Source organism: Microvirga sp. 2MCAF35, assembly GCF_052115545.1.
GTDB lineage: Bacteria > Pseudomonadota > Alphaproteobacteria > Rhizobiales > Beijerinckiaceae > Microvirga.
The window spans coordinates 14,607-27,606 of record NZ_JBFRGW010000036.1 but is presented as its reverse complement, the minus strand read 5'-3'; the positions used below and the strand labels follow the sequence as shown (position 1 = coordinate 27,606).

General features: G+C 65.3%; 14 protein-coding genes. 13 read left to right on the top strand and 1 reads right to left on the bottom strand.

What is annotated here, in order from left to right:
- Window positions 1-17 precede the first annotated feature (17 nt).
- From nagZ to AB4097_RS16765, 11 genes are all read left to right on the top strand, one after another.
- Entirely contained in the window at window positions 18-1,037 is a 1,020-nt protein-coding gene (gene nagZ / locus AB4097_RS16815) for a beta-N-acetylhexosaminidase (protein WP_442041600.1), read from the top strand.
- 40 nt (window positions 1,038-1,077) lie between these two features.
- Complete coding sequence (locus AB4097_RS16810; RefSeq protein ID WP_442041598.1) at window positions 1,078-1,878, top strand: segregation and condensation protein A; 801 nt, start codon at window positions 1,078-1,080, stop codon at window positions 1,876-1,878.
- 1 nt (window position 1,879) lies between these two features.
- Window positions 1,880-2,599, top strand: coding sequence for an SMC-Scp complex subunit ScpB (gene scpB, locus AB4097_RS16805; RefSeq protein WP_442041596.1), 720 nt, complete (start codon window positions 1,880-1,882; stop codon window positions 2,597-2,599).
- Complete coding sequence (locus tag AB4097_RS16800) at window positions 2,596-3,720, top strand: ABC transporter ATP-binding protein (RefSeq protein WP_442041594.1); 1,125 nt, start codon at window positions 2,596-2,598, stop codon at window positions 3,718-3,720. Before scpB ends, AB4097_RS16800 begins: the two co-directional genes overlap by 4 nt.
- Window positions 3,721-3,777: 57 nt before the next feature.
- A complete protein-coding gene (locus AB4097_RS16795) occupies window positions 3,778-4,020 on the top strand; it encodes a twin-arginine translocase TatA/TatE family subunit (protein WP_114947104.1) in 243 nt (80 codons plus the stop codon).
- 73 nt (window positions 4,021-4,093) lie between these two features.
- Window positions 4,094-4,702, top strand: coding sequence for a Sec-independent protein translocase protein TatB (tatB, locus tag AB4097_RS16790; RefSeq protein WP_442041591.1), 609 nt, complete (start codon window positions 4,094-4,096; stop codon window positions 4,700-4,702).
- On the top strand, window positions 4,699-5,502 hold the full coding sequence (gene tatC / locus AB4097_RS16785; protein ID WP_442041589.1) for a twin-arginine translocase subunit TatC: 804 nt from the start codon (window positions 4,699-4,701) through the stop codon (window positions 5,500-5,502). Before tatB ends, tatC begins: the two co-directional genes overlap by 4 nt.
- A 101-nt stretch (window positions 5,503-5,603) precedes the next feature.
- Window positions 5,604-6,965, top strand: a complete 1,362-nt coding sequence (serS, locus tag AB4097_RS16780) for a serine--tRNA ligase (protein ID WP_442041587.1) — start codon at window positions 5,604-5,606, stop codon at window positions 6,963-6,965.
- A 1-nt stretch (window position 6,966) separates the two neighbouring features.
- Window positions 6,967-7,731 carry a 5'/3'-nucleotidase SurE gene (gene surE / locus AB4097_RS16775; protein ID WP_442041585.1) on the top strand — a complete coding sequence of 255 codons (765 nt, stop codon included), beginning with the start codon at window positions 6,967-6,969 and terminating at the stop codon, window positions 7,729-7,731.
- Window positions 7,732-7,756: 25 nt separating this feature from the next.
- Window positions 7,757-8,428, top strand: coding sequence for a protein-L-isoaspartate O-methyltransferase family protein (locus AB4097_RS16770; protein ID WP_442041583.1), 672 nt, complete (start codon window positions 7,757-7,759; stop codon window positions 8,426-8,428).
- A gap of 114 nt (window positions 8,429-8,542) precedes the next feature.
- Complete coding sequence (locus AB4097_RS16765) at window positions 8,543-9,616, top strand: peptidoglycan DD-metalloendopeptidase family protein (protein WP_442041581.1); 1,074 nt, start codon at window positions 8,543-8,545, stop codon at window positions 9,614-9,616.
- A gap of 241 nt (window positions 9,617-9,857) precedes the next feature.
- On the opposite strand, the gene AB4097_RS16760 is transcribed toward AB4097_RS16765, so the two are convergent.
- On the bottom strand, window positions 9,858-10,733 hold the full coding sequence (locus AB4097_RS16760; protein ID WP_442041579.1) for an ATP-binding protein: 876 nt from the start codon (window positions 10,731-10,733) through the stop codon (window positions 9,858-9,860).
- Window positions 10,734-10,956: 223 nt separating this feature from the next.
- Here AB4097_RS16760 and yajC point away from each other — a divergent pair, with 223 nt between their 5' ends.
- Window positions 10,957-11,289, top strand: coding sequence for a preprotein translocase subunit YajC (gene yajC / locus AB4097_RS16755; protein WP_442041577.1), 333 nt, complete (start codon window positions 10,957-10,959; stop codon window positions 11,287-11,289).
- A 92-nt stretch (window positions 11,290-11,381) separates the two neighbouring features.
- Complete coding sequence (gene secD / locus AB4097_RS16750) at window positions 11,382-12,989, top strand: protein translocase subunit SecD (RefSeq protein WP_442041575.1); 1,608 nt, start codon at window positions 11,382-11,384, stop codon at window positions 12,987-12,989.
- Window positions 12,990-13,000: the final 11 nt, after the last annotated feature.

The following is a 13,000-nucleotide window of genomic DNA, read 5'->3' as shown; positions in this document are numbered from 1 at the left end:
AGACTTAAGGCGCGGGTATGAACACCCGCGCCTTTATTGCTGGCTGCTCCGGCACCGAGCTCACCCCTGACGAGGTCGCTTTCTTCAAGGAGGCGGATCCCTGGGGATTCATCCTGTTCCGCCGAAATGTGGAGGCGCCTGAGCAGGTGAGGGCGCTCTGCGCCTCCTTGAGGGAGGCGGTCGGCCGGGCGGACGCTCCGATCCTGATCGACCAGGAGGGGGGGCGGGTTCAGCGCCTGGGGCCGCCTCATTGGCCCAAATACCCATCGGGCAGCGTCTATGGCCGCCTTCACGCGAACGATCCGCTCGTCCAACGCGAGATCGCCCGGCTCGGGGCCCGGCTGATCGCTCATGATCTCCGCTCGGTCGGCATCACGGTCGATTGCCTGCCGGTCCTGGACGTCCCATCGCCGGGCGCCCACGACGTGATCGGGGATCGGGCCTACGGCAAGACCCCGAGCCAGGTCGCCATTCTGGGCCGGGCCGCCGCTGAAGGCCTCCTGGCGGGTGGCGTGCTGCCGGTGGTCAAGCATATGCCGGGCCATGGCCGCGCCGGCGCCGACAGTCACCTGGCCCTGCCGGTGGTCGATGCTTCCCGCGAGGATCTGGAGCGCCACGATTTCGCGCCGTTCCGCATGCTGACCGACATGCCCCTCGCCATGACGGCGCACGTGGTCTACACGGCTCTCGACCCGGAGCGGCCCGCGACGACCTCTCCCGTCGTCATGCAGGAGATCATCCGCGGCCATATCGGCTATGACGGGCTGGTGATGACCGACGATCTGTCGATGCACGCCCTTTCCGGCTCGTTCCGGGACCGGACGGAGGCCGCCTTCGCGGCCGGCTGCGACATGGCCCTGCATTGCAACGGCAAGATGGAGGAGATGAGCGCCATCGCCGAGGCTGCCCCTACCTTAAGCGGAGAAGCCTTGCGGCGCGCTAACGCAGCGTTAGCGCGCATCACGCATGATCCGGAGCCTCTGGATCCTGTGGATGCCCGGTCCAGGCTCGATTCTGCTCTTGCGATGATCGCCTAAAGCTAATGAAGGTTCGAACTCTGTGAATTGAGTACGGTCGATGGCAAATCCCTTACCCTTCGAGGACGTTGAGCGCACGGAGCGGGCCGATAGCGAGCCCGCCCTGCTCGTCGACGTGGATGGGTTCGAAGGGCCGCTCGACCTCCTGCTGGAGCTTGCCCGGCGTCAGAAGGTGGACCTCCACCGCATTTCGATCCTGGCGCTCGCCGAGCAATACATCGCCTTCATCGAGGCGGCGCGCCGGATGCGTCTGGAGCTGGCGGCGGATTACCTCGTGATGGCGGCCTGGCTCGCCTACCTCAAGTCGCGCCTCCTGCTGCCCGAGCCGCCGAAGGGCGAGGAACCGAGCGCCGAGGAGCTCGCTTCGGCCTTGGCCCTGCGCCTGCGGCGCCTGGAGGCGATCCGCGAGGCCGCGAAGAAGATGGGCGAGCGTGCGTGGCTCGGGCGCGACGTCTTCGCCCGAGGCGCGCCCGAGCCCGTGGTCATCCTCCGGGATTCCCGCTACGAGGCGAGCCTCTACGACCTCCTCAAGGCCTATGCCCAGCAGCGGCAGATCCAGTTCAACGCCCGGGTGTCCCTGCACAAGCGGAACGTCTGGTCGCTGGTCGATGCCCGGGAGGCCCTTGAGCGGCTGGTCGGCCACTTGAACGACTGGGTGACCCTCGACACCTATCTGATGGAATACATGGTCGAGCCTGCCATGCGACCGACGATTCTCGCCTCTGCCCTGTCAGCCACCTTGGAAATGGTGCGCGAGGGCAAGTTGACGGTTCGGCAGGACGAGGCCTTCGCCCCGGTCTGGGTCAAACCCGTGGCCGACCCGGCCGAGGCAGGAGCTTAGGATGCTGCCCGATATGCAGGACGATGCGACCGAGATGCCGGAAGCCGAGGCGCAGGAGATCAGCCATGTTCCCGATCACGGCGAGGCCATGCGGATCGCCGAGGCGCTCCTGTTCGCCGCGCCCGCACCCCTGAGCGTCGAGGAGCTGAGCGGGCGCCTGCCGGAAGGCGCCGATGTGGAGAAGATCCTTCAGGACCTGACCGAGCTCTACGCTCCCAGAGGCGTGAATCTCGTCCGGGTGGCCGGGAAATGGACCTTCCGCACGGCCGGCGACCTGTCCTTCGTGCTCGCCCGCGATGTGGTCGAGCAACGCAAGCTGTCCCGCGCCGCCATGGAGACACTGGCGATCATCGCCTATCACCAGCCGGTCACCCGTGCCGAGATCGAGGAGATCCGCGGCGTCGCCACCTCCAAGGGCACCGTCGATACCCTCCTGGAAACCGGCTGGATTCGCCTGAGGGGGCGCAGGAAGGCTCCCGGCCGTCCGGTGACCTACGGCACGACAGCGGGCTTCCTGGAGCATTTCGGCCTCGACGCCATCGAGGACCTTCCGGGTCTCGAGGAGCTCAAGGGTGCAGGCTTCATCGAAGGTCGCGTGCCTTCGGACCTCTCTGTGCCGACGCCCTCCGATGCGGACGCCCTGCGTGAGGACGAGGATCCGCTCGAAGACGATCTGCTTCAGCCTCTCGACATGCACCAGACCGAGGTGGGCGAGGAATGAACGCAAGACCCGCAGGAGCCGCGCGCGACCTGCTTCGTCTGCCCCGCTGGGGGCAGCGCGGAACGGCGGGTGCGTCGATTCCGGCCCAGTTGACCTTCGAGAGCATCGTCCAGGCCTATGACAGCCAGCGGGCGCTCGACGGGGTCTCGCTGACCATCGAGCCAGGGGAGATCGTCTGCCTGCTCGGCCATTCCGGTTGCGGCAAGACTACCCTACTACGCATCGCCGCGGGTGTCGAAATGCCGACCTCAGGCCGGGTGCTCATGGACGGGCGGGAAGTCAGCGGACCGAGGACTTTCCTGGAGCCGGAGAGGCGTGGCATCGGGCTCATGTTCCAGGATTATGCCCTGTTCCCGCACATGACGATCCTCCAGAACATCATGTTCGGCCTCAAGGATCTCTCGGCCTCCGAGGTTGGCATCGCGGCGCGGCGCGCTTTGTCCCGAGTCGGGCTCGAACATTATGCCAACGAGTACCCACATACGCTCTCCGGCGGCGAGCAGCAGCGGGTGGCGCTGGCCCGTTCGATTGCGCCGCGTCCCGGCGTCCTGCTCATGGACGAGCCGTTCTCGAACCTCGACCGGCGCATGCGCGATGCGATCCGGGACGAGACCGTCGCAATTCTGAGAGAAACCGGCGCTACGACCATCGTCGTCACGCACGATCCCGAGGAGGCGATGCGGATCGCCGACAGGATCGTGCTCATGCGTTCCGGCACGATCATCCAGCAGGGCGAGGCGGAGGAGATCTATCGCCGCCCGGCGAACCTGTTCGCGGCCCGCTTCTTCTGCGACTTCAACGAGCTTGAGGGCGTGGTCCGCAACGGCCAGGTCTCCTGTCCGGTGGGCGTCTTCCCGGCGCCGCACCTGAAGGATGGCCCGGCCATCGTCTGCGTGCGCCCTCAAGGGGTAAAGCTCAAGCCCGCAGGCTTCTGCCTGCCGGGACGTGTGATGTCTCGTCGCTTTCTCGGCGAGGTCGATCTGGTGCACATTGATGTGCAGGGGGTTGACCGCCCCCTGCAGGCACGCGTTCACGATCCCGTTGGCGTGAAGGAGGGACAGGATGTGGGCATCGAGATCGCGACTAAGGATGTCCTTGTTTTCGCCGCCTCCGACGCATAGGTTGGCGGCGAGTTCATATCGAGAAGCCGCGCCTGTTCAGGCGCAGGAGGAATTGCCATGGGTGGCACGAGTATTTGGCACTGGATCGTCGTCGGTCTGATCGTCGTCCTTCTGTTCGGACGCGGCAAGATCTCCGACATGATGGGTGACGTCGCGAAGGGCATCAAGGCCTTCAAGAAGGGCATGTCCGAGGACGATACGCCGGCAAAGCCGGTGCAGCCGTCCGAGCCGGTCCGCACCCTCGACCATCAGGCGGGTGCTCCCACGAGCACCGCAACGACGGACCACAAGGTCGGCTAAGCTTCGTGCGCCGCCGCTTCGGAGCGGCGTGTCAGTACGCGTGAGTACCTAAAGGCAGGTTCGAGGCCACGTCATGTTGGACATGAGCTGGGGTGAGGTCATGGTGATCGGCGCCGTCGCGCTGATCGTGATCGGCCCGAAGGATCTGCCGAAGGCGCTGCGGACGGTCGGGCAGGTGACGGGGAAGCTTCGCAGAATGGCGGCGGAGTTCCAGGGGCAGTTCAACGAGGCCATGCGCGAGGCCGAGCTCGACGAGGTCAAGAAGCAGCTTCAGGGGATGAACGATTCCGTCTCCTCCGTCGGCAATACGAGTTTCAACCCGATCCAGACGATCCGGGATGAGCTCAAGACATCGATCGAAGCGCCCGTGGCGTCGGCCGTGAAGGCTCCCGAGACTGAGACCAGGCAGGATGTTCCGCCGGTGACGGCGGATCAGGTCGCGGCGTCCGAGCCGGAAACGCCTGTGAAGGAGGCCTCCGATGCCTCGGTTCAGGCGGTGGTGGAAGGGCGTGACCCGGTACCTGCCGATCCCTTAGTCGAGCTGCCGCTTCCGCCGAGCGTGGATCCGGCCACAGAGATCGCCGAATCCTTGCGGCGGGAGGCCGAGTATGAGGCCCAGCAGGCTGCCCTTGCCGAGCAACTTTCAGAAAAACCAGAAAAATCGGACGCGAAAGCCGGATGACCACCGCCGCTGAAGACGATGAGGTCGAAGCTTCGCGCGCGCCTCTGATCGAGCACCTGACCGAGCTGCGCTCACGCCTGATCAAGGCGTTGGTTGCCTTCGTGATCATGTTTTTTATCTGCTTCGCCGCCGCGAAGTACATCTACAACGCGCTCGTGTGGCCCTATGTCCTCGCGGTCGGCTCGCCCGAGAGGGCACACCTAGTCTATACCCACGGCCTCGAATACCTGTTCACGCAGATCCAGGTCGCGGCCTTCGGCGCCGGCTTTCTGGCCTTTCCGGTCATCGCCGTGCAGATCTACAAGTTCGTGGCGCCGGGCCTCTACAAGAACGAGCGCCGCGCCTTCGTCCCCTATCTCTTCGCGACGCCGCTTCTCTTCCTCATCGGCGCGGCCTGTGTCTATTTCATCGCCATGCCGCTCCTCATGCGCTTCTCCGTGGGCATGCAGCAGCTGGCGACGGACACGAGCCCGGCCATCGAATTCCTGCCCAAGGTCAGCGAGTACCTGTCGCTGATCATGACGCTGATCTTCGCCTTTGGCATCTGCTTCCAGCTTCCGGTGGTCCTGACGCTGCTCGCCCGAGCCGGGATCATCGACTCGCAGTTCCTGAAGGACAAGCGTCGCTACGCGATCGTCTTCGTCTTCGTGCTCGCCGCGGTCCTCACGCCGCCGGACGTGATCAGCCAGTTCGCCCTTGCGATCCCCACCTTGCTTCTTTACGAGGCATCCATCTTCTCCGTGACCATGGTCGAGAAGAAGCGTGCGGAAGCCGAGGCCGCGCGCGCGGCAGAGGGGTAGAGGCCGAAAGGACTCCACATCGGCCGCCATCCTCGGCATAAGGTGAAGGGTCGGTCTCGTCGGAAAGGGCAGGGCCGCTCGATGAAGCAGGTCCTCATCCCATGCACGACATCCGTTCCATCCGCGAGAACCCCGCGGCTTTCGACCAAGGCCTCCGGAACCGGGGCATGGAGCCCCTGTCCGCGCAGCTGATCGCCCTCGACGATACCCGGAAGGCCGCGATTTCCGCCCTGCAAGCCGCCACCGAGCGCCGCAATGCCCTGTCCAAGGAGATCGGCCAGGCGAAGGCCAAGAAGGACGAGTCCCGGGCCCAGGAGCTGATGGCCGAGGTCGCCCGGATCAAGGAGACGATGCCGGAGCTGGAGGAGGGCGAGCGTGCTGCCGAGAAGGCGCTGTTCGCGGTCCTTGCCGCCATTCCCAATATCCCGAAGGAAGAGGTGCCGGTCGGTGCCGACGAGCACGGCAACGTGGAGCGCCACCGCTTCGGCACGCCGCCGACCATGAACAACGCCAAGCAGCATTTCGAGATCGGCGAGGCGCTCGGCCTCATGGATTTCGAAACGGCCGCAAAGCTTTCCGGCTCGCGTTTCGTCGTGCTGAAAGGCGGTCTGGCGCGCCTGGAGCGCGCGCTCGGCCAGTTCATGATCGACCTTCACACCACCGAACACGGCTACACGGAAGTGAACCCGCCGCTGCTGGTGCGGGACGACGCCATGTTCGGAACGGCGCAGTTGCCGAAATTCGAGGACGATCAGTTCTGGGCCTTCCCCGGCAATTCGCTCGAGCAGATCGTGGCCGCTGCGCTCGAAGGTCAGCCACGCGATGCCGTCGCCAAGCTCATCAAGGACACCCGCTACGGCATGATCCCCACGGCCGAGGTCACGCTCACCAATCTCGTGCGCGAGCAGATCCTCTCCGAGGAGGAACTGCCGCTGCGCTTCACCGCGCTCACCCCGAGCTTCCGTGCCGAGGCCGGTTCGGCGGGACGCGACACGCGCGGCATGATCCGCCAACATCAGTTCGTGAAATGCGAGCTCGTCTCCATCACCACGCCCGAGACGTCGGCCGACGAGCATGAGCGCATGCTCACGAGCGCCGAGAACGTGCTGAAGAAGCTGGAACTGCCGTTCCGCACCATGACGCTCTGCACGGGCGACATGGGCTTCTCCTCGACCAAGACGTACGACATCGAGGTGTGGCTGCCGGGACAGGGGATGTATCGCGAGATTTCGAGCTGCTCGGTCTGCTCCGATTTCCAGGCGCGGCGCATGAACGCCCGCTATCGCGCGACCGGCGAGAAGCAGCCGCGTTTCGTGCACACGCTCAACGGCTCCGGCCTCGCGGTCGGGCGTACGCTCGTGGCCGTTCTGGAGAACTACCAGAACGAAGACGGCAGCGTCACGATCCCTTCGGCGCTTCAGCCCTATATGGGCGGGATGACACGCATCGAGCGTCAGGCCTGACATGCGCATTCTCTGCACCAATGACGACGGCATCCATGCTCCAGGGTTGAAGACCCTGGAGGCCATCGCGCGCAACCTGTCGGACGACGTGTGGGTTGTCGCGCCCGAGACCGATCAAAGCGGCGTCGCCCATTCGCTCTCTCTCAACGATCCTCTGCGCCTGCGCGAGGTTTCCAGCCGGCATTTCGCCGTGAAGGGCACGCCGACCGATTGCGTGATCATGGGCGTGCGCCACCTCATGCGCGACGCCCGGCCCGACCTCGTGCTCTCCGGCGTGAACCGGGGCCAGAACGTGGCGGAGGACGTGACCTATTCAGGCACGGTGGCCGGTGCCATCGAGGGCACGATCCTCGGCATCCCGTCCATCGCGCTCTCGCAGGCCTACGGGCCAGGCACCCGCAACGCGCCGCGCTGGCAATGCGCCGAGCATCACGGCCCAAAGGTCGTGCGCAGGATCCTCGAGGCGGGCGTCGACAAGGGCATCCTCGTCAACGTCAACTTTCCCGATTGCGAGCCCGAGGAGGTCGAGGGGACGGCTCTCGTCAACCAGGGCCAGCGCACGCAGGAACTCCTGCGCCTCGACGAGCGCCAGGACGGGCGCGGCAATCCCTATTTCTGGATCGCCTTCGAACGGCGCCCGTTCACGCCTGGCAACGGCACCGATCTCTGGGCCATCGCCAACCGGCGCATTGCCGTCACGCCACTTCGCATCGACATGACGGACGAGCCGACGCTGACGCGCTACGCGCAGGCGTTCGGCGGATGAGCGAGCAGACGCGATGAACCAGGACATGCCTTTCCTGCCTGAAGCGGAAGCCCGCGACGAGCAGGAGGCGATCGGTGCCGCGTCCTTCATCCTGTCCCTGCGCGCCAAGGGCATCCGCGACACGGCGCTCCTGCGCGCCATGGAACTCGTGCCGCGCGAAGTCTTCGCCCCGCGCCGCTTCACCGATCTCGCCCGCACGGACGTGGCGCTCCCGCTGCCCTGCGGGCAAACGATGACGGGACCCGCCACGGTCGCGGCCATGCTGCTGGCGCTGGGCGTCCAGCCGGGCCAGCGCGTTCTGGAGGTCGGTACCGGCAGCGGCTATGTCACTGCATTGCTGGCAAGGCTCGGCGCGGAAGTCACGAGCGTCGAGCGCTTCAACACGCTGGCGGAAAGCGCCGCGCAGCACCTGAAGATCGTCGAGGCGGGAAAGGTACGCGTCGAAGTAGGCGATGGCCTGGCCGCGCGGGTGCGCGACCGCTTCGACCGGATCCTGCTCAACGGTGCCTGTCCCGAAATCCCCGAGACCGTGACGACCCTTCTCGGACCAGGGAGCCGCCTGGTGGGGGCGCTTACCATCGCGGCTGTGCCGCATCTCGTGCGGATCGAACGCAATGCCGAGGGTGAATTGACGCAATCGGTCGGCGCGGCCCTGCGCATCTCACCCCTCGTCACCGGCATTGCGGCCACACTCTGACCCAATTGAAATATTTTCGGACAGGGTTACGACAAACCGCCTAACGTCAACCGTTGCTTAACCTGAACAGGCTTTTAATGGCTCCATCGAGTTGCGTTCGGTTGGGGTTGAGTGATGCGTTTGCGTGTGTGTTCTGGGCATTGGGGTGCGGTGTCGCGGATCGCTCTGGTGGGGCTGATCGGCAGTGCGGCGGCAGCTTGCAGTACCGATAGTGCGCGGTTCGCCGAGAACCCGTTCTCGAACCCCTTCGCGGCCAGCGAGCGCATGGACACCACGGCCTCCATGGCGCCTCAACCCGCTCCCTCCTATTCGGCCGCGCCGATGCCAACGTCGACCGTTCAGGCGCAGGCTCTGCCTCCGGTTCAGTCCCAGCCCCTGTCGCAGCCTGCCCGCATCGCCTCCGCTCCCGCTCCGGTTCAATCGCGGCCCATGCCGGTCGCTCCGGCGCAGTCTGCGAGCCGCCCCCAGTTCCGCCTCGTCGATACCTCGAAGGTGCCGGCCGCAACCACGCCGGGCGCTGCCGCCGAGCCGACGAAACGCGTTCGTCCGGGCATGACGCAAACGGCTCAGGCTCCCGCGCCAATCGCTCCTGCTCATGCCCGGTCCGCGCCGATGCAGGTCGCCGCCGCGACCGATGAACCGTTGGTCTCCGCGCCCAAGCCCCTCGTGTCCGCTCCGAAGCCGGTCGTGGAGCAGCCGAAGGTGGCGGCTCTCACCCAGCCCGAGCAAGTGAAGCCCGCCGTTCAGCCGGTCGCGCCGGCTCCCCAGCCGGAGGCTGCCAAGGCTCCCGTGCAGGAGCCCGAGCAGACCGCCAGCCTGTCGGGCGATTTCCGGTGGCCGGCCCGCGGCCGCGTCATCGCCGGGTTCGGCGCCAATGGCGGCAATGAAGGCATCAACATCGCCGTTCCCGAAGGCACACCGGTCAAGGCTGCCGAAGCCGGCACCGTGACCTATGCAGGCAGCGAGGTGAAGGGCTACGGCAACCTCGTCCTGATCAAGCACGAGAACGGCTATGTCTCGGCCTACGCCCATAACGGCTCGCTCAACGTAAAGCGCGGCGAGCAGGTGAAGCGCGGCCAGGTGATCGCAACCTCCGGCCAAACCGGCAACGTGACGTCGCCGCAGCTCCACTTCGAGATCCGCAAGGGCGCGCAGCCCGTCGATCCGATGAAGCATCTCGGCGGCTGATCAGGCCAAGAGTTTAGATCGGTCTCGCCTGTCGAGGCCGGTCGAATGAGGGGACGGTGGAGCTCAGCCACCGTCCCTTTGTCGTTTCAGACGTCACGAAACATTGCGAAACTCTGTCCTCATCCTGAGGAGCAGACGTAAGTCTGCGTCTCGAAGGAGGTTTCAGTGTTCTCCGGATCCTCCTTCGAGACAGTCGCTCCGCGACCTCCTCAGGATGAGGGTTATAGTTTTGATTTCTTCTTCAGATCGCCTTACCGAGCCGCCCGGCCAGATCCTGAATGAACTGCCAGGCCGTGCGCCCGGAGCGTGCCCCTCGGGTCGTGGCCCATTCGAGAGCCTCGGCCCGGATCGTGTCGCGGTCGGCCTGCAGGCCGAGATGGTCGACATAGGCGAAAACCATGTCGAGATATTCGTCCTGGCTGCACTTGTGGAAGCCGAGCCAGAGGCCGAAGCGGTCGGAGAGGGAAACCTTCTCCTCCACGGCTTCGCCCGGATTGATGGCCGTGGAACGCTCGTTCTCCATCATGTCGCGCGGCAGCAGATGGCGGCGGTTCGAGGTGGCGTAGAAGATCACGTTGTCGGGCCGCCCTTCGATCCCGCCTTCCAGGACCGCCTTGAGCGACTTGTAGGAGGTGTCGTCCGCGTCGAAGGAGAGATCGTCGCAGAAGACGATGAAGCGGTGCGGATCCTGGCGCAGGAGCCCCATGAGATCCGGCAGGGTTTCGATGTCCTCCCGGTGGATCTCGATCAGCTTGAGGGGAAGCGCGTTGGCCGGCTTGGCGTGGTTGATCTCCGCATGGACCGCCTTGACCAGGGACGACTTGCCCATGCCCCGGGCGCCCCAGAGGAGAGCATTGTTGGCCGGCAGGCCCCGGGCGAAGCGCTGGGTGTTCTCCGCGAGCTGGTCCCGGACCCGGTCGATGCCGCGCAGGAGGCTCATCTCAACCCGGTTGACCTTGGGGACAGGGGAGAGCCTGCGCCCGGCGGCCTGCCAGACGAAGGCATCGGCCTGCGTGAAACTGGCGTAAGCCGTGCCGGCGGGGACGAGGCGCTCCAGGGCATCGGCGATCCGCGTCAAAAGCGCCAGGGATTCGGAGGAGTTCAGATCGGCGGGCATGAATTTCCGGCTTCAAGAAACGGTGAGGATGCCGTGCTTAGCGCGAAAATGGCTGTCCGGTCCATGACAGAGGGGCTTTCGCCGTGCAGGAGCCTTGGGAAAGGCCTTGAACTTCATTGATTTCGGCGAGTCGATGGGTATAGTCCGCCACGCTTTGTAATCCCGTCCGGCGCGGGTGGGCCCAAAACGGGCCTGCCACGCGCCTTTATCCATGGAGAGCCGCTTGTTCATTTCACCTGCCTTCGCACAAGGGGCCCCGGCCGGGGGCGGAATGGAGATGATCCTTCAATTCGTTCCGTTCATCCTCATATTCGTGATCATGTGGTTCCTGATCATCCGGCCGCAGCAGCGCCGGGTGAAGACCCACCAGGAGATGATCAAGAACGTGCGCCGCGGCGATACGGTAGTCACCTCGGGCGGAATCATTGGCAAGGTGACGAAGGTCCTCGAGGATTCGAGCGACATCGAAGTCGAGATCGCCGACGGCGTGAAGGTGAAGGTGGCCCGGGCCATGATCTCCGAGGTCCGCTCCAAGAGCGAGCCGGTCAAGGCCTGATGTGAAAAGAAGCCGGCCCTCTGCGTATCCGACAAGGGCCGGTTCGCCGCAGAATGAATGCGGCAGGGTGTGTGAGAAAGGTTGAGCTGACGATGCTGCGCTTCTCGAGGTCGAAGATCATCGCCACCATGGCGATCATTGTGATCGGCCTGCTTCTTGCGGTTCCGAGCACGATGAATCGCGAGCAGCGTCAGGCCTATCTGAACGCCATTCCGAGCTGGATCCCGTCCTGGCTCGTTCCGTCCCGCGCCATCGTGCTGGGCCTCGACCTGCAGGGCGGCTCCCACGTCCTCCTGGAGGTCGATGGGCAAGACCTGTTGCGCGGCCAGATCACGCTCCTGCGCGACGACGTCCGCCGCATCCTGCGCGATACACGCGTTTCGTCGCAGAACGGCATTCAGACCGTCCAGCGGGGCGTGCAGATCCGCGTGCCGGATGCCGCCGACCGCGAGCGGCTCATGCCGCGCCTGCGGGAATTGTCGCAGCCCATCGGCAATGCCATGCTGGGCCAGGGTGGCGGCAATGCCATCCAGATCAACACGACGCCGGACGGCGTGATCACGCTGACTTACACGGATGCGGGCATCACCGAGCGCGTGCGCCGCGCCGTCGACCAATCCATCGAAGTGGTTCGTCGCCGTATCGATGCCACCGGCACGACGGAACCGAGCATTCAACGCCAGGGCGCCGACCGCGTTCTCGTCCAGGTTCCGGGCCTGCAGGATCCGCAGCAGTTGAAAGCCCTGCTGGGTGAAACCGGCAATCTCGAATTCCGCCTGCTGGCTCAAGCGGGCGCGACCGACGTCGACATGCTTCCCATGGAAGACGCGGGCGGCCAGCGCGTTCCCGTCGAGCGCCGGGTGATTGCCGAAGGCGGCGACCTGACGGATGCGCAGCCGGCCTTCGACAGCCAGACCCGCCAGCCCATCGTCAATTTCCGCTTCAACATCCGTGGCGCCCAGCGCTTCGGTCAGGCGACGACGGAAAATCTCGGCCGCCAGCTCGCCATCGTCCTCGACAACCGGGTAATCTCGGCTCCGACGATCCAGTCGCCGATCACCGGCGGCTCCGGCCAGATCTCCGGCAGCTTCACCGTCGAGCAGGTCAACAACCTGGCGGTCCTGCTGCGCTCCGGCGCCCTGCCTGCCAAGCTCACCATCGTCGAGGAACGCACGGTGGGGCCAGGCCTCGGACGCGATTCCATCGAGGCCGGTAAGTTGGCCACCTATGTGGCGGCCATCTTCGTCGTGATCTTCATGTTCGCCACCTACGGCGTCTTCGGACTGATCGCGAACATCGCCCTCCTCGTCCATGTGGGCCTCATCTTCGGCCTCATGTCGGTGCTCGAGGCCACGCTAACCCTGCCGGGCATCGCGGGCATCGTTCTCACCATCGGCACGGCGGTCGACTCGAACGTGCTCATCTACGAGCGCATCCGCGAAGAGGTGCATTCCGGGCGTTCCATCGTCTCGGGCATCCAGGCAGGCTTCGACCGGGCTTTCGCCACCATCATCGACTCGAACAGCACCATGGCGATCGCGGCCCTGATCCTGTTTTTCCTCGGCTCCGGTCCCGTGCGCGGCTTCGCCGTCGTGTTCATCCTCGGCATCCTAACGACCGTGCTCACCGCCGTCACCCTGACGCGCATGATGATCGCGCTCTGGTATCAGTGGATGCGTCCCAAAGTCCTTCCGTTCTAAGGAGTGCGTAT